General features: G+C 45.4%; 16 protein-coding genes, 13 tRNA genes and 1 riboswitch. Of the genes, 25 read left to right on the forward strand and 4 right to left on the reverse strand.

Going from position 1 to position 15,238, the window contains the following annotated elements:
- The first annotated feature begins 6 nt into the window (after positions 1 to 6).
- The 13 genes from HGBM_RS14110 to HGBM_RS14170 all read left to right on the forward strand — a co-directional run bounded on the left by HGBM_RS14110 (position 7) and on the right by HGBM_RS14170 (position 1,580).
- Positions 7 to 81, forward strand: a tRNA-Asn gene (locus HGBM_RS14110).
- A gap of 3 nt (positions 82 to 84) precedes the next feature.
- Positions 85 to 177, forward strand: a tRNA-Ser gene (locus HGBM_RS14115).
- A 3-nt stretch (positions 178 to 180) separates the two neighbouring features.
- Positions 181 to 257 (forward strand) — tRNA-Glu (locus tag HGBM_RS14120).
- 72 nt (positions 258 to 329) lie between these two features.
- Positions 330 to 405, forward strand: a tRNA-Val gene (locus tag HGBM_RS14125).
- Between the two features lie 90 nt (positions 406 to 495).
- Positions 496 to 572: transfer RNA gene (locus tag HGBM_RS14130), tRNA-Met, on the forward strand.
- A gap of 153 nt (positions 573 to 725) precedes the next feature.
- Positions 726 to 802 (forward strand) — tRNA-Asp (locus HGBM_RS14135).
- 41 nt (positions 803 to 843) lie between these two features.
- Positions 844 to 919 (forward strand) — tRNA-Phe (locus tag HGBM_RS14140).
- 19 nt (positions 920 to 938) lie between these two features.
- Positions 939 to 1,012: transfer RNA gene (locus HGBM_RS14145), tRNA-Trp, on the forward strand.
- Positions 1,013 to 1,029: 17 nt separating this feature from the next.
- Positions 1,030 to 1,105, forward strand: a tRNA-His gene (locus HGBM_RS14150).
- 24 nt (positions 1,106 to 1,129) lie between these two features.
- Positions 1,130 to 1,204, forward strand: a tRNA-Gln gene (locus HGBM_RS14155).
- A 7-nt stretch (positions 1,205 to 1,211) separates the two neighbouring features.
- Positions 1,212 to 1,287 (forward strand) — tRNA-Gly (locus HGBM_RS14160).
- A gap of 80 nt (positions 1,288 to 1,367) precedes the next feature.
- Positions 1,368 to 1,442, forward strand: a tRNA-Cys gene (locus HGBM_RS14165).
- A gap of 53 nt (positions 1,443 to 1,495) precedes the next feature.
- Positions 1,496 to 1,580 (forward strand) — tRNA-Leu (locus HGBM_RS14170).
- A 147-nt stretch (positions 1,581 to 1,727) separates the two neighbouring features.
- Here HGBM_RS14170 and HGBM_RS32510 read toward each other — a convergent pair.
- Entirely contained in the window at positions 1,728 to 2,015 is a 288-nt protein-coding gene (locus HGBM_RS32510) for a LysR family transcriptional regulator (protein WP_390620976.1), read from the reverse strand.
- Positions 2,016 to 2,218: 203 nt separating this feature from the next.
- Between HGBM_RS32510 and HGBM_RS14185 the strand changes: the two genes are divergently transcribed.
- The gene (locus HGBM_RS14185) at positions 2,219 to 2,485 is read left to right on the forward strand and encodes a hypothetical protein (RefSeq protein WP_019121748.1); all 267 of its coding nucleotides are present in this window, start codon (positions 2,219 to 2,221) and stop codon (positions 2,483 to 2,485) included.
- A 117-nt stretch (positions 2,486 to 2,602) separates the two neighbouring features.
- Positions 2,603 to 4,065, forward strand: a protein-coding gene (locus HGBM_RS27465) for an IS5 family transposase (protein ID WP_390620977.1) whose coding sequence is annotated in 2 segments (ribosomal slippage) — positions 2,603 to 3,355 and positions 3,358 to 4,065 — 1,461 coding nt in all. Because the reading frame shifts where the segments join, the coding sequence is not laid out codon by codon here.
- Between the two features lie 26 nt (positions 4,066 to 4,091).
- Here HGBM_RS27465 and HGBM_RS14195 read toward each other — a convergent pair.
- Entirely contained in the window at positions 4,092 to 4,919 is an 828-nt protein-coding gene (locus tag HGBM_RS14195; RefSeq protein ID WP_019121749.1) for an HD domain-containing protein, read from the reverse strand.
- A 650-nt stretch (positions 4,920 to 5,569) separates the two neighbouring features.
- Here HGBM_RS14195 and HGBM_RS32275 point away from each other — a divergent pair.
- A complete protein-coding gene (locus HGBM_RS32275) occupies positions 5,570 to 5,851 on the forward strand; it encodes a GNAT family N-acetyltransferase (protein WP_315969956.1) in 282 nt (93 codons plus the stop codon).
- A gap of 146 nt (positions 5,852 to 5,997) precedes the next feature.
- Here the strand turns inward: HGBM_RS32275 and HGBM_RS14205 are convergent, their stop codons facing one another.
- Together HGBM_RS14205 and HGBM_RS14210 are read right to left on the reverse strand one after the other, a co-directional pair.
- Complete coding sequence (locus HGBM_RS14205; protein WP_019121751.1) at positions 5,998 to 7,194, reverse strand: alpha/beta hydrolase family protein; 1,197 nt, start codon at positions 7,192 to 7,194, stop codon at positions 5,998 to 6,000.
- Between the two features lie 21 nt (positions 7,195 to 7,215).
- Complete coding sequence (locus HGBM_RS14210) at positions 7,216 to 7,857, reverse strand: TetR/AcrR family transcriptional regulator (RefSeq protein WP_019121752.1); 642 nt, start codon at positions 7,855 to 7,857, stop codon at positions 7,216 to 7,218.
- A 576-nt stretch (positions 7,858 to 8,433) separates the two neighbouring features.
- A riboswitch (FMN riboswitch) is annotated at positions 8,434 to 8,585 on the forward strand.
- Between the two features lie 306 nt (positions 8,586 to 8,891).
- On the opposite strand from HGBM_RS14210, the gene HGBM_RS14215 reads away from it, so the two are divergent.
- The 9 genes from HGBM_RS14215 (at position 8,892) to HGBM_RS14265 (ending at position 15,207) form a co-directional block, all read left to right on the forward strand.
- A complete protein-coding gene (locus tag HGBM_RS14215; protein WP_026074417.1) occupies positions 8,892 to 9,254 on the forward strand; it encodes a hypothetical protein in 363 nt (120 codons plus the stop codon).
- 25 nt (positions 9,255 to 9,279) lie between these two features.
- Positions 9,280 to 9,729, forward strand: coding sequence for an aminoacyl-tRNA deacylase (locus HGBM_RS14220; protein WP_026074418.1), 450 nt, complete (start codon positions 9,280 to 9,282; stop codon positions 9,727 to 9,729).
- Positions 9,730 to 9,925: 196 nt separating this feature from the next.
- Positions 9,926 to 10,645, forward strand: a complete 720-nt coding sequence (locus HGBM_RS14225) for an alanyl-tRNA editing protein (protein ID WP_019121754.1) — start codon at positions 9,926 to 9,928, stop codon at positions 10,643 to 10,645.
- A 46-nt stretch (positions 10,646 to 10,691) separates the two neighbouring features.
- Positions 10,692 to 11,504 carry a TrmB family transcriptional regulator gene (locus HGBM_RS14230; protein ID WP_019121755.1) on the forward strand — a complete coding sequence of 271 codons (813 nt, stop codon included), beginning with the start codon at positions 10,692 to 10,694 and terminating at the stop codon, positions 11,502 to 11,504.
- A 54-nt stretch (positions 11,505 to 11,558) separates the two neighbouring features.
- Complete coding sequence (locus tag HGBM_RS14235) at positions 11,559 to 12,287, forward strand: AzlC family ABC transporter permease (protein ID WP_019121756.1); 729 nt, start codon at positions 11,559 to 11,561, stop codon at positions 12,285 to 12,287.
- A complete protein-coding gene (locus HGBM_RS14240; protein WP_019121757.1) occupies positions 12,278 to 12,610 on the forward strand; it encodes an AzlD domain-containing protein in 333 nt (110 codons plus the stop codon). Before HGBM_RS14235 ends, HGBM_RS14240 begins: the two co-directional genes overlap by 10 nt.
- Positions 12,611 to 12,676: 66 nt before the next feature.
- Positions 12,677 to 13,075 carry an MFS transporter gene (locus tag HGBM_RS14245; RefSeq protein ID WP_026074419.1) on the forward strand — a complete coding sequence of 133 codons (399 nt, stop codon included), beginning with the start codon at positions 12,677 to 12,679 and terminating at the stop codon, positions 13,073 to 13,075.
- A gap of 126 nt (positions 13,076 to 13,201) precedes the next feature.
- On the forward strand, positions 13,202 to 13,735 hold the full coding sequence (locus HGBM_RS14250) for an MFS transporter (RefSeq protein WP_261798153.1): 534 nt from the start codon (positions 13,202 to 13,204) through the stop codon (positions 13,733 to 13,735).
- An 881-nt stretch (positions 13,736 to 14,616) separates the two neighbouring features.
- A complete protein-coding gene (locus HGBM_RS14265) occupies positions 14,617 to 15,207 on the forward strand; it encodes a TetR/AcrR family transcriptional regulator (protein WP_019121760.1) in 591 nt (196 codons plus the stop codon).
- Positions 15,208 to 15,238: the final 31 nt, after the last annotated feature.

The raw sequence follows: 15,238 nt of genomic DNA on the forward strand, positions 1-15,238 counted from the left end.
TAACGTTCCTCAGTAGCTCAATGGTGGAGCAACCGGCTGTTAACCGGTAGGTTGGCGGTTCGAGTCCGTCCTGAGGAGCCATTTGGATGGATGTCCGAGAGGCCGAAGGAGCACGATTGGAAATCGTGTAGACGGGGATAACTCGTCTCGTGGGTTCAAATCCCACTCCATCCGCCATCTGGCCCGTTGGTGAAGCGGTTTAACACAGCAGCCTTTCACGCTGTCATGCAGGGGTTCGAATCCCCTACGGGTCACCATAAATTGTTTGGGGTCCCCGCAAAGTACGCGGAATTACCTTCGAAGGCTTACGTCACTTTGTGGGGTGTTGTGGAGGCTTAGCTCAGCTGGGAGAGCATCTGCCTTACAAGCAGAGGGTCGGCGGTTCGATCCCGTCAGCCTCCACCATGCTCGTTTTGCTCGCAGGTTTCGGCCGCGGATCTCACCGTGCCGGTTCACCCGAGAGGGTTAAGAAGCAAGGAGCAGTTTATTTATCGTCGCGGGATGGAGCAGTCCGGTAGCTCGTCGGGCTCATAACCCGAAGGTCGCAGGTTCAAATCCTGCTCCCGCAACCAATTTATCTACTTGTACTACGTCGAATTGACATCTTAGATCAAGTAGAATGGTGGTACTCGAAGGGTGCAACCAATTTATCTACTTGAACTACGCCGAAGTGACTCCTCTTGATCATGTAGGATGGTAGTACTCGTAGGGTGCAACCGATTAATGGAGCTGTGGTGAAGTTGGAGTTCACGCCGGTCTGTCACACCGGAGGTCGCGGGTTCGAGTCCCGTCAGCTCCGCCATTTCAAGGTAGCATTTCCAAGCTTGTCAAATACATAAAAATGGTTCGGTAGCTCAGTCGGTAGAGCAGAGGACTGAAAATCCTCGTGTCGGCGGTTCGATTCCGTCCCGAACCACCATTTGCTTTTCTTGCAGTGAAGGGGCATAGTTTAAAGGTAGAACGAAGGTCTCCAAAACCTTTGGTGTGGGTTCGATTCCTACTGCCCCTGCCAATGTGAGTTGAATTATGGCGGTCGTGGCGAAGGGGTTAACGCACCGGATTGTGGCTCCGGCATTCGTGGGTTCGAGTCCCATCGATCGCCCCATTTTAAGTACAAATAAGTTGCAATTGGGGTATAGCCAAGCGGTAAGGCAACGGACTTTGACTCCGTCATTCCTAGGTTCGAATCCTAGTACCCCAGCCATTTGCTTGCGGACGTAGCTCAATTGGTAGAGCGTCGCCTTGCCAAGGCGAAGGTCGCGGGTTCGAGACCCGTCGTCCGCTCCATAGTTGAAGTGCAGCAGGGTCTTTCTCATCCGGGTTCACCCTTGTAGTATCACGTAGAGGATTTCGTCTTCACTTGTCACGGAGGTATAGCCAAGTGGTAAGGCACAGGTCTGCAAAACCTTTATTCCCCGGTTCGAATCCGGGTACCTCCTCCAATTAATCCTTGACCGAGCTTTTTACATATGTTACAGTACCTTTCGTAGAACATGCCGGTGTGGCGGAATGGCAGACGCGTTCGACTCAAAATCGAATGGGTAACTCCCGTGGAGGTTCAAGTCCTCTCACCGGCACCATAATACAACGATGAATTTCTTTGGGATGAAGCGCCTGAAGAATTTTTTTATGTTTAAAGCTGTAAACACTCGCTCATTGCATGAGCGGAAGAAATTTTTGTACTGACAGCCAGATGCGCATATTTGTTGGCTGTTGTTGAGAAATCGCTATGTCCCAGCCACTCTTGAATTTCTTTCATGCTTACTCCATTTAAGTTTGGCCGATTTTTGCCCCAATTCCTTTAATTCCATTAATTTATTTATCATTTCATGTGCTAGTTTAACTACCGTTTTCCCTTCATCCGCACAACTACTTCCCGAGCGTAAACGATTGAAAATAAAATTTGCGATAGCCTGACTAATTGCTGAATGAGATACATGAAGGTTTTCCGCTGCTTTTGAGATCGTTCCCAGCTTTGAAGCTGTTCTATATGCATCGATATTTATCCTCCCCACCAAGTCTTACAGTAATGTAAATAATGTTAACTTTACCAATGAATGTACAAAACGTACACTTGTTCTAAGGGTGGAGATTTGGAACAAGAAATCATCGCAGAACGATGGCATCCAGGGAGCAATGGTGATGGTTCAAGAAAAAACTTGTTCTGTCAGCCTCGGTAAATTTCAAGTGGCTCATTTGATCATGGGAGGGAGAAGAAATGAATAAACAAAATGGTACAAGGGACATCATGAAAAGCGAAGTGAGAGATGGAATGAGAATTTTCTGGGACGCTCCTATAGAGATGGATGATGGTCTCGTTTTGCGGGCAGATATTTTCATGCCGGTTCCGGAAGGACGATATCCGGTTATTATGACATATGGACCGTATGGAAAAGGGCTTGCTTTCCAGGAAGGTTACGCGCCAATGTGGAAGAGAATTGAAACAGCTTACCCCGAAATTACCAAGGGCTCGTCAAATAAGTAGGGCTTGCTGAACAATCAAATTCCTTAGAATTTACAAGGGTTTACGTGCTCTCGGGTCGAAATTAGGTGCATGGAAAATACGATATTTTCGTAAAAAATCGTGCACTTGGAGTGAGCCATGTATCGTAACCCCGAAAGCCAGCTACAGTTATTCGAAGATTTTTTCTTGCCGTTCGGTGGCAAATTGAATAAAGACAATCGTTGGATTCAACTAGCCGCCATCATCCCGTGGTGGCGAGCGGAAGAAAAATACGCGAAGTCATTCAAGAAATCGATGCGTGGTCAAATCCCCTTGTCTGTCCGGATGGCTTTGGGGGCTTTGTACTTTCAGGAGTGCATGCAGCTCGATGATCGAGAGACGGTGCAACAGATCACGTACTACCAATACTTCCTCGGGCTACCCGGTTATCAGGATAAACCACCCTTTCATCATTCGCTCATGACTCATTTTCGCAAACGATTGGGTGCAGACGTTGTCACGCAAATCAATGAATGGATTCTGGAGGAAGAAGCAGCACGTGAGAAAGAAAATGACAAGAACGACCCTCCGGGTCCTTCGAAGAAGGACAAAATTTCTCATGCCTGCTCTGCCCAGGCTAGTGACCAGCAAGTGAAAAATAAAGGAACACTCATGCTTGATGCGACCTGCGCACCAGCGGACATCTCGTATCCGACCGACCTGAAATTGCTGAACGAGGCGCGGGAAAAGCTCGAAGCGATCATTGATGTGCTGCACGAGCCTTACATCGGAGAGGCGAAAAAGCCAAGAACATATCGCCACACCGCCCGTAAACGTTACCTCGAGATCGCCAAGAAACGCCGGGCTGGTGCCAAAGCCGTTCGGAAAGCGATTGGGAAACAGCTTCGCTATGTGTCTCCCGAAATTTTCGCATCATCAAAATGCTTGCAGAGAAAACCAGCTTAAATCAACTGAGTCCTTGGCAGTATCAGCAATTACTCGTCATATCCGAACTGTACCGCCAACAGCAGGAGATGTACAACAAACGTACCCACTCGGTAGAAGATCGCATCGTCAGTCTTTCTCAGCCTCATGTACGTCCAATTGTACGCGGGAAAGTGAACGCATCCGTTGAGTTCGGGGCCAAGATAGCGATCAGTCTGGTGGATGGTTACGTTCGGATGGAGAAGCTGTCCTGGGATAACTTCAATGAAAGCACGACACTGAATGCGGCCGTAGAGGCGTACGTCCAGCGATACGGTTGCTATCCCGAAGCGATTCTTGCCGACCAAATCTACCGAAACCGGGAAAACCTTCGCTTTTGCAAGCAATACGGGATACGGCTGAGCGGCCCGAGCTTAGGGCATCCAAAGAAAGGCGAGGAGCAAGATCGGAACCAGGCACGGCAGGATGCCTCGGCACGCAACGCAATCGAAGGAAAATTTGGAGAAGGCAAACGCTCCTACGGACTGGGGCGTATTCGAGCACGCCTTCGGGAGACAAGTGAAACCGTGATCGCCTTGCAACTGCTTGTCATGAATCTCAAACGCAAGCTACGCGTTCTCTTTTTGCCGCTTTTCAGACTACTGCTGAATCTAAGCCGCCAGCCTCAATGGACCTAGAGACAAAATGTTCAGCAGACCCTAATTTAAGCTGCGAAAGTTGAGTATTTATCTTCCTTTACATTTACACGCCGATGTATTTGATTCAAAAGATTTTTTATATCTTTGTCATCGGATAATCGTAACAAGTCCATTACTTCTTCATCAGTGCTAAGCAAAGTATTTAGGTTAATAATCTTTTTATCCAAAGCTAATTTCAAAGTCTTTGCCAGGAAGTCATAACCATAAATATTAAGAGGATTCATGAAAAAATCAATAACCTCTTGGTAATAAGTTTTTACAAACCATTCAGCCGTCGCTACATTTTTGAGGTATATTTTACCATTAAGTATAATTAAATTTTCCAAAAAATTATTAATTTCTTCTAATGTGATGTTTCCATATTGGTACATATCTCGCAAGGTATAATCTATTCTGTCAGCACATAACTCAGGAGCTGGTTGTTCAAGTAATTCCCATCTAGAGTGGTCTAATAGGATTTTATTATAATCATATCCATATTTTCTAAGAATACAAGGGATTTCAGAATCAGTAATGATTTGATGATAAATTTTTTCGTGGTAATCTTCATCTTTATTTTCTAGCACGAAATCAATAACGTGCGAAAATGCTGTATGCGATACATCGTGAAGCAATCCTGCTATTTGTACTTCTAAGGAGCCACCGAGTTTTTGGATTAAGAGCATTACACCTATGGAATGTTCATATCTTGTTACATTCCATTTCTCATTCACAAAATAACTTGCCCCACCTTGATAAACACCTTTTAATCTTTGTACTGGACTACTGAAAACAAGTTCTTCAAGAAGCCCATCGATCATAGATTCCCCATAAATTTTATCGATTATTTTCAATTCCTCACACCCCCTTGAAAAATACGTACTGATGAATTTTGATAGTCTTGAAAATGGTAATTTTGATTCTAAAATGTAGCTGGAGGCGAGGGTTCCTCAAGATGTTTTGGGACTTCCGGATTTCGCTGAACTTCACCGAAACACATGACGATTAAATCCTGCTGCTCGCGCAAACTGCGAAATAACGATTATTTATTAAGTACTCATTAAATAAAATCGTATCAAGTAATTGTGTATGTTGTCAAATATACTTTATAATAAAATCACTATAGTCAACGCGGCCAGATTTCAGCCATGATCACAGCCAACAAATCGACTGCCAAGTAGGTCTGATAAGTCAAGTGAACAAACCGTTTCGACAGCAAGAAGGAGGACACGGTCGAACAGTTGCTTACATTAAGGCAAGAATATATAAGGTTGAATTTTTCATGAATACACGAACGGTTCGTGAATCTCTGAAAGGAGTATATACTAGAATTGTCGGGAGGTGTAGAACATGTTTTTACATTACCTAATAAATTCCGAAAGGCTGTTTATTAGGCGTACTAAGAATGAGGACTTGCATTTTGTGCTTGAATCTGAACAGGGTCTGGATAATAAGAGTTATATTACTCCTTGGAGTAGAGAACAGACACGGGAATATTGAATTAATGAGGATCGTAATCACAGACAAGGGAAAAGGATATGGAAAAGAAGCAACTGGATTAATTCAAGATTTTGTATTTACGCAGCTGAAAGCGCATCGCCTCTGGCTTGATGTTAAAGACCATAATCTAAGAGCGATTCATGTCTATGAATCCGCTGGTTTTCAGGTTGAAGGAAAGTTAAGGGAATGTATACGGACTGATGATCGATATGAATCATTAATCATCATGGGGATTTTGGAAAGAGAATATGCAAGCAAATTCAAGGATGGCGGAGCCAGTACATAACACAGTCGTATGACACAGCGGATTTACTGCTTTGGTGCGAATCTGTGGCAATAGGTCATTGTCTTTTATCTTGTCGGCAGAGATTAAATAAAGGGGGTAGGAGTAAGTAATTCCCATCCCCGCGTTCGAAGACTACAAAAAGTATCTTATGACTGAAAAACTTCGTCTAACCAATCAAATGCAACTTGGTGGAAGAGGCTGTGGTTGCCTTCCTGGCAATGTTCTTCTGCGCCTTCTTCAGCAGTAAAAATGCGGATCGTTTTTTCGCAGGTTAATTCGTTGGCAAACTGATCTACTTGTTCCAAGGGAACAAAGTGGTCAGATTCTCCTGCAAGGATCAGTACCGGGCAAGAAATGTTCTGAGCGATCCCCTTAAGAGAATATTGTTGCAATGTTTCCGGGATTTTACTGGCCTTATCCAAACCAAATACCCACATGGAGTTAGCGATTGCCCATCTTAAATTCGAATTAGCTTGTCCTGCTTTTTTCAAGACCTGTTCGATCTCTTCTGCAGAAAGTACCTCCAGCTGTTTTAACATCGGGTTGCGTTGAACAGTCGCTTCCCATAAATCATAGAACACATCATAAGCGATACAGGCCTTGATTCTCTTTTCAAAGGCAGCTGCTCTTGGCGCATAGTATCCTCCCATGCTCATGCCAATCAACGCGATTTTCTCTTTATCGACATCCGTTCTGGTCTCCAGGTAATCTACCGCAGCACTCACAGGTACTTCAAAATCAACTCTTTTTGTCATATTTTGCAGTCTTAATGGTGCTCCTTGGCCTGGACCATCAAAGATTAAACAGTTATAACCTCGTTTAATAGCCGGAGCGGCCACGCAAAAATACAATTCTTCAACCGTTGAATCAAATCCGCCTATGCCAATCAAAGCAGGCCGCTCCACAGTGGAAGAATCGCTGTCTGCAGCGCGATAAAAGTAACCGGGGAGAGAAGTATTTTCATAAGGAATGTTTACTTTCTCCACATGAAAGTCCATAAGTTCCATCGCTTTCTGGAACGTGCTTACGCTCTTTTTATAGCTTTCATTTCTTTTAGGATCTTTGGGGGACAAAAAGAATTCCGCCGTTCTGTAATAGTTATGTGATCGTAAAAAAGCTTCCCTTGCACTAATCCGGTGCCCTCTCTGCAAGCAATCTTCTCCCATTTTCTCGACACGTTTGGCGGTCTTCTCCCATTCTACAAACCATCCCTCGAAATCTCCTTCTTTGATTCGCGCTGCTGTTGCCAGGCATTCGCCAATTTCAGCGCCTTGATATCCAGCATAACTTGCCGCTCTTAACAGTTCGAAGGAAAACGCTTGATCTTGGTAATAGAGTTTCATATAAATCTCCTCCATGTTTGACTATTCGCTTGTTTTTTTCAAACCTTTTAAAATGAAAGATACTGTCTCTTGAATACACAAATCCTCAGACAGAGGAGGGTTTGCGCAAAGGTCAATAATGAACAAGTTATGCCGAGGAAAGATGATGACAGACATAACAAATGAAACTGCATTATTCAGGTCTTCAAATGCAAAAAAACCTTTTTCTCTTCCCTCATCCAGCAATTCTCTAATTCTGTTCCATAAAGGTGACACAAATTGTTTGATCTTATCCACTCGATTGCTTTTCATCACAATCTCTTGTTGAAGGATATTGATTATTTCCGGGTCATCAAATCGTAATCGGATTACCTCTTGCAATATTGCTGTAAACTCACTCATTAAATCTGCCGAAGAGTTTTGATGCTGATTTTGAATCATTCTCTTTTCTAGAAACTCATCAAAAATCGCTAGAAAAACATTTTCCTTACCACCGAAATGGTATGAAATCAAGGAAATGTTCAATCCGGCCTCTTTACTGATTTCTCTGGTACTCGTTCCATCGAACCCCCGTTCTGAGAATAGCTTTTTGGCAGCGTAAAGGATTTTCTCTCTCGATTTTTGGGTATCCTTATCGTTATCTGGCACTTTCTCATCTCCATTCATTTTTTGTTCCTCCGGCACGGTCTCCTCCCATAAGCGATCTGTGTGGAATCTCCATGAAGTTCATTTGCATGTTCCGCTACCCAATGCAAGGTCGCGTAACAATCTTTCATCCGGCCGGAAACGAATGCTCAGGCGCAAGCAGGTGTTCGACAGAGATCACCTTTTGGGATCACATAAAATCAGTTTTCCTAAATTACTTCAATCAATCGTTTGATTGAATTATATTTCGCAATCATTCACTTGTCAAATTTCATTTCGAAAAAGTCTTGTTTCAATTTCTAAAGTCAGATAGTAATAGGAATTCTTATAGAATCGATTCATAAACAGGGAGAACTTTGATCAGGGAGTATGATTCACAAATGGAGGTTTAGGTGCTGATATTTACAAAAACGCAATCAGTTTCAACATGACACACCCTGTTTGATTAGGGGAGAGGTAAGAATAGTTAAAAGTTGTCTATGGAAGAGATCTTTCGCTGCTTATTGTCGGGCTCTGACTGTTCGGGTTCACGATGGGATTAACGATGCCCATGAAAGTTTTGCCAGTGAATCTTGTAATCATTCCTTGAATTGGGGAAGCTGGGTTCAAATTGAATAGCACCTTCAGGGCGGGGTGAAAGTCCCGACCGGCGGTGATAACCGTTTTATTGGTTCCCGCGACTCGAGATTCAGTCGATGCACTGAATTTCGACTGACTTAGTGCAAATCTAAGGCCGCCGGTGAAAGTCCGGATGGGAGAAGGTGAGAGGACGTTGGATTTCGTTTGAAAAATGAAAATGCAAGGTCTTTTTGTACTGCCCTGGATCCAGACTCCGGGGCATTTCCTTTTCTCATTTTGTTCGTTCAAAAAGAGACGAGGAGGTTTGTGGATGAGTCGACTAATGTTCGATTGAGTACAAAGATCTGAGAAGAATTTATTCGGGTTTTATTTGAAAAATTGAAAATATGGAGTGAAACTGGATGAAACAGTTTACGACCATCCGCAATGTTTCGAAGGGTACAAGAGCCAGGGTGCCGGGAAGGTGATCGGCGCAGATATATCGAGCAGAATGATTGCACTCGCCAAGCAAAACGGGCGGGCGGCTTGTTCCCGAAGGACATTTCGTCTTTTCGATCGAACATCCGGTAGCGACGGCACAAAATCCGATGCAAGGGTGGATGGTCGAGGAACAAGGCCGCAAGGTATGCTGGCCCGTAGATCATTACGGCGAGGAAGGGGAACGGAAGCAATCCTGGTTCATTGACGGGGTATTGAAAATACCACCGGAAATTAGCTGCAACGGTAAACGACCTGATCATCGAGGGATTCCGCATCGAGCGTATCGAAGAACCGGAGGCGACACCCGGGGCGCTGGCGGAGCGGCCGGAACTGGCCGAACATGGAAGGAGACCGCCTATTTTGCTTGTGAAATGTAAAAAGTGTAAAAAGGAAGGCGTGGCGATGGATAGATTGCGGAATTTATTACAGGAAAAAGAGATTCCATTTGAAATCATCCAACATGAAACCCCCATAAGGTCAGCCCGGGAAGGAGCAAAATTCTTTGGGATCGATCCCGGTCAAACGGCTCCCGTTCTTATTGTTCAGTCGGGTACGGAGCATTACGCGGTCATCTTTTCCGGAGATCGCGGCCGGGTGGATTTGGATGAGTTGGCGCAAGTTTTGGGCTGCAACCGCTTAAAAATGGCAAACTCGAAAGACGTTCAAGCGGTAACGGGGTACGCCGTCGGGTGTATTCCTCTTGTGGGCCTTGCATTGCCTGTCATTATGGATAAGCGGCTTTATCGATATCCGTTCGTGTATGGCGGAACAGGTGAAGCGGCTTCAACGCTCAAGATTTGTCCGAACGATTTAGAAAAGTTGAATCATGTTATCGCATTTTGGGAAGAATGACGTCAATATGAGAATAAATCGAACGGATTGAATTGACATTTGGAAATCCAAGAATTATAGTAGGTAGTAATATAACTACTTACATTCGGCGTTATCAGAGGTAGTCCGAGGAACGGTTCACTTCGTGTCGAACCGTTTTTCTTCCGCTCATCTGAAGTGGTTAGAGAAATAACTCCTATAAGAAAGGAAGATAGCTTTGACGAAGGAATTATTCCTAACAGACAGTTATCGCAAGGAATGTGAAGCTGTTGTTCTGGAGATCGAAGAAGATAAAGTATATCTGGATCAAACGGTGTTTTATCCAACAGGCGGCGGGCAGGAGCATGACACCGGCGTGCTCATACAAGGCGAGCAGACGTTTGAAGTTTGCCGGGTGAAACGGGAAGGCAGACGAATTGCGCATTATGTGAAAGATGCCGGGAAACTGGACAAAGGTCCCGTGCTTGCCCGAATCGACTGGGAACGCCGGTACGGGTTGATGCGCCACCATACCCTGTTGCATGTGCTCAGTGCCGTCGTCTATCAAAAATACGGAGCGTTATGCACCGGCAATCAAATTTATCCTGACCGGGCCCGCATCGACTTTAACCAGCTTCATGATCTGACGCCGGAGCAGTTAGCCGATATTGCGGCCAAAACCAATGGTTTGATCGATGCGAATCATTCGATTTCATACCGTACGGTGAATAGGGAAGAAGCCGAGAATATTCCCGGCATGATTAAGACGGTCGTCAGTTTGCTGCCGCCCTCCGTTACCACGGTCCGCCTGGTTTCTATCGATTCTGTCGATGAACAGGCATGCGGCGGGACACATGTGAACCGTACTGGAGAGATCGGTCGAATTGAAATTACCGATGTGAAGAGCAAAGGAAAGAACAACAAGCGCTTGGAAGTAAGAGTCAGTCCATCTCCTTAAGAGGTTCTATTTTAAAAACAAACTAAATCGATCGGACGTGTAATGAATGGAGGGCATTTTCAAGGAACTGCAAAAGCTCGGTTTTTCGTCGTACGAATGCAAAGCCTATGTGGGTTTGCTCAAGGTTCATCCGGTAACAGGGTATGAAATCAGCAAGCGTTCAGGTGTGCCTCGTTCCATGATTTACGAAGTGCTGGGAAAACTGATGGACAAAGGCGCTGTTCATCTTGTCCCTTCCGAACCGGTAAAATACTCCCCTGTGCCTGCTAATGAGTTAATTGCCCGGTTGAGGAAGCAATTCGATCAGTCGTTTTCCTATTTGGAGAAAAAACTGACGGCGCTGCAACGGGAACGGGAAATGGATGTGATCTGGCATATCCGCAGCGACGATCTGGTCTTGCAGGAAATGGAAGAGATGATTGCAAGGGCAGAAAAGGAGTTATGGCTTTCCGCCTGGGAACCGCAGATTCCGACGATTCAAGAGTCCGTAGAACGAAATCTGCGGGAGGGGGTTCATGTCTTCTCCGTCCTCTTCGGGGCGCCGGAAGCGAAAATCGGGACAACGTTTCATCATGATTACATGACACCGGAGGTCGTCAAAGATCGGACGGGCGGCCATTTGACGATTGTAGCTCGTGACGAGGAAGAGGTATTGATCGCCAATTTTTCCGACGAATCCACCTCTTGGGCAGTCAAGACACACGACCCGGTACTTGTATTGGTGGCGACAGAATATATCCGACATGACATCATGATCGAAGAAATTACGGCTCAGTACGGTCCTGAGAAGTTGGATGACCTTTGGCGAAATAACCCCGATTTGGTCCATGTCGTGACGGGAAAACGGTTCGATGAGTAGAAGAGCATTTTTTACACGTTTGATCAATATATAGAAAGGCTACAGGGAGGAATCATGAGAGAGAATGAAGCTGCCTTAGATCACCGGGTTCGTAGCGACGAAAGTTTTATGCAAGGTGTGAAGGATTGCTTGCCTACGGTGTTGGGTTATTTGAGCATCGGATTTGCTGCCGGTGTCGTGGAAAAAACCTCCGGTATGTCCTTGGCCGAAATTGTTCTGATGTCCTTATTGTTGTATGCCGGGTCGGCTCAGTTCATCGCTGCCGGGATGATGGTGGCGGGCAACCCGGCTACAGCCATTATTTTCACCGTATTCTTTGTCAATTTGCGCCACCTGTTGATGAGCGCGGCGATAGCCCCTTATTTTCGACATCTGCCCTTTTGGAAAAACGTCTCGATCGGAGCCCTACTAACGGACGAAACGTTTGGTGTTGCCGCTACCCGGCTGTCTAGAAAGTCGAAAGGGAGCTATCAGTGGATGTCCGGGTTGAATCTTACCGGTTACATCAACTGGTTGATAGCAAATGTGGCTGGAGGGATTTTCGGACAGTGGATAACTGCACCGGAAAAGTTCGGTCTGGATTTCGCTTTACCTGCCATGTTCATCGGCTTATTCATGTTGCAATTAATAGAACGTTCAAAGTATGGTGTTGATCTTCTTGTAGCGATCAGTGCAGTTGTAATGGCGGTCGCAGGAACTGTTTACGTATCCGAAAGCGCCGGAGTACTAATCGCCATCATCATCGCTGCAAGTATAGGAGTGTGGGTCGAGAAATGGAAGTAAGATGGAGTTTTCTCTGGATGCTTCTGGGAGCATCACTTGTCACGTTGATACCAAGGGTGCTGCCGCTCCTTGTGCTAAGCCGGATTCGTTTGCCGGAATGGGCGCTCCGCTGGCTCCAGCATATTCCGATCGCCGTTATGTCCGCATTATTGGCTCAGGAACTGCTTGTATCGAATGGATCATTCTCGCCGTCGTCAGCAGGGTTGATCGCGGCTTTGCCGGTGTTTGCCGTTGCTTATTTTACGCGAAGCCTGCTTGCTACGGTTGCTGCGGGAATGGTGGCCATGGCGGTTTTGCGTCATGTATCGTGGTTTGCAGCTTAACAATGCTTCCAAACGATTGCTTGGTATGCCGAATTGCATCATAAGGCAAGACAGGGAGGAGTCCCGATGAAATCGGGATCATTGTTTCAGAACAGGCCATTCCAGTTGCTATGGGCCTCGGAGTTTTGTCTCACCTTCGGATTTTCGATGATGATGACGACCGTCTCGTGGTATGTCGTGCGCGGACTGGGAGAATCCGGCTACCTGGGCATTGTTCTGGCAGCCGCCTCCTTGCCGCACGTTCTTATGATGCTTGCGGGAGGCATCTTGGCGGACCGGATGCGCAAGTCCTTCATCGTTGTTCGTCTCGAACTTGAGCCAATGTCTGTTGGCCGGGAGCATGTTGTTGCTTTATGGGAATGGCAGCTTGACTTTTGGGTTGTTGCTGGCGATTGCGTTTCTGTTCGGGTTGACCGGCGCATTCTATTATCCCGCACGGTCGGCGCTGCTGCCGTCATTGGTTGAGAAAGACCGGTTGCAACAAGCCAACTCCTTCGTTCAAGGGACTGCCGAACTTGTCTATCTGCTCGGTCCGCTCGCAGCGGCATCGCATATATCCGGCAGTCGCCGGCGCTTCATACCGGCACATGGATCGTAGTCGGCATCAATTTGCTTGTATTCGGCCCGCTCACGATCAGTTTCGCTCTCATTGTAGACGAGATGAACGGATCCGCGGTGCAGTTAAGTATGCTGGAGGCGGCGCTTGCTACAGGAACGCTGTCGGCTACCATTTTGCTGCTTTTTATCCATTTGCGCAAACGCCGCGGCCAATGGGTGCTGTCTTTCTTCTTTTTCGCCATTACGCTGTTTGTTGCTTTCAGCCAAACCAATTCCTTTTCCATGTTGCTTATCCTTGTCGGATTGATCGGTCTCTTTCATTTCCTGATTTTCCTGCCGATTGTAACGATGATTCAGGAACAGACTGAGGAGCATAAGATGGGACGGGTAATGAGCATCGTGTCTTTAGCCGCAAGCGGATTGGAACCACTATCCTATGCTTGCATTTCGTTGCTGATGACGGCCGGTTATTCCATTCGCGCGCTGTTGCTTGCATCCGGTATCGGCTGTTTTATGATGGCCGTTCTGATTTTGATCAAAGGGAAACGATTTCGCAATATGGAATAAATCATTCAATCAAAAGGTATAGGAATTGGTTTTCCGGACAAGAAAACATGGATAAAACTAGGAGAGGAACAGATTTTCATGCAGTTTTTTCGTGTCCAAAAACTTTACGACAGCAAAATTACTCAAAAGCTATTAACGAGATAGCGTCATATGGAGTTGGAGATGTTGAACAATAAAAACATAAAACTCAGAATTGCTTGGATAGTTCCGAATATATTCATGTATCTTCTGATAGGTTTTGGAGCTTTTGTACTTATTAATGCAAATGGGCTTAGAGATATAAATCGACTTGGCACTTGGGTATTCATGTTGTTTCTTGTGCTACTTGTGGCATTGTTTGGCTCGTATCGAATTTGGTCTTGGATAAAGCAAGGAAAGATGTAGCATCAAATAAAGAAACATTTTAGCCGATTTCATATTTTGGAGGAATAAGAGGGTGCCAGTACGACATGCTCTCTCTTAATCATTTCCCTTTCATCGATGAATTGGTTTCATATACAAAGCGAATCAGTTTTTAAATTTTACAAAAAAAGACTGTACGCTTTTAAATCGAATCAACCGGCATTTTTTTGAATATCTATTCGGTTCGGCGAGAAACAATAAGGTGCTATCAGATGAACAAATCGATTCGCTGTTTTACCGGCACTATCAAAATTTGAAAACCTTCCTCATGGGACAGGTGATGGGGAAGCATGAACGTTACCGCATGGTCGCAGTCGATAAGGAAACAACGAAAAACATTCGAGATGCTTAATTTCACGTTATGGTTCCGAGAACCGATTACCAGCGTGCTTCATTATTGACAAAGCGAAAGAAATGCAGTATTTATTTAGTAAATACTTAATCAATTAATGATGTAATGACTACGAGGATGAGTAGCGATGAAGATTAGAACGAACCGCCAACAACAGGCGTTGGAGACAAAAAACAAATTGATTGATGCGGCGCTTCGAACGTTTTCCCGCAAAGGGTTCGGCGAAAGCACCACCAAAGATATCGCACAAGAAGCAGGGGTTACTGACGGTTTGATTTATCATTACTTCAAGTCAAAAGAAGATCTGCTTTGGGCGATTTTGGATAAATACACACTCTTGCATTCCATGCAGGAGGAATTGGGCAAGATGGATTCCGAGGCGCCGCTCGAACAACAACTTACGGACTATTTTCGATCGCTGTTTCGCAGTTTGCGCGAGCAACAAGATTTGATCGTCATGTGCTTCGGCGAGGCGGGGCGTAATTCGGAGGTCCGCAAGCGCTTGGAAGGTATCATTCGACAAGGCGTGGAGTTGCTGCATGCCCACCTTGTTCCGCGCCTTCGGACGACATCGTATGATCTCATGGTCGCTATTCGCAATATACAGACCGCCATGGTTCTCTACTTTCTGATGACGGATCGATTTTCAAACGATGAAAGGGAGCGCAATCGATATATCGAGACAACGGTCCGTCAATTTATGAAAGCTGTGAAATAATTTTTTTGTCCGTTTAACTTATTAAATACTT

Source organism: Brevibacillus massiliensis, assembly GCF_000311785.1.
Taxonomy (GTDB): Bacteria; Bacillota; Bacilli; order Brevibacillales; family Brevibacillaceae; genus Brevibacillus_C; species Brevibacillus_C massiliensis.

Bases quoted from the DNA above. Each gene is read 5' to 3' on its own strand.
- HGBM_RS32275 (WP_315969956.1), top strand. From the start codon at position 5,570: ATGAGGATCGTAATCACAGACAAGGGAAAAGGATATGGAAAAGAAGCA.
- HGBM_RS14185 (WP_019121748.1), top strand. From the start codon at position 2,219: ATGAATAAACAAAATGGTACAAGGGACATCATGAAAAGCGAAGTGAGA.
- HGBM_RS14240 (WP_019121757.1), top strand. From the start codon at position 12,278: ATGGAAGTAAGATGGAGTTTTCTCTGGATGCTTCTGGGAGCATCACTT.
- HGBM_RS14220 (WP_026074418.1), top strand. From the start codon at position 9,280: ATGGATAGATTGCGGAATTTATTACAGGAAAAAGAGATTCCATTTGAA.
- HGBM_RS14230 (WP_019121755.1), top strand. From the start codon at position 10,692: ATGGAGGGCATTTTCAAGGAACTGCAAAAGCTCGGTTTTTCGTCGTAC.
- HGBM_RS14235 (WP_019121756.1), top strand. From the start codon at position 11,559: ATGAGAGAGAATGAAGCTGCCTTAGATCACCGGGTTCGTAGCGACGAA.
- HGBM_RS14245 (WP_026074419.1), top strand. From the start codon at position 12,677: ATGAAATCGGGATCATTGTTTCAGAACAGGCCATTCCAGTTGCTATGG.
- HGBM_RS14265 (WP_019121760.1), top strand. From the start codon at position 14,617: ATGAAGATTAGAACGAACCGCCAACAACAGGCGTTGGAGACAAAAAAC.
- HGBM_RS14205 (WP_019121751.1), bottom strand. From the start codon at position 7,194: ATGAAACTCTATTACCAAGATCAAGCGTTTTCCTTCGAACTGTTAAGA.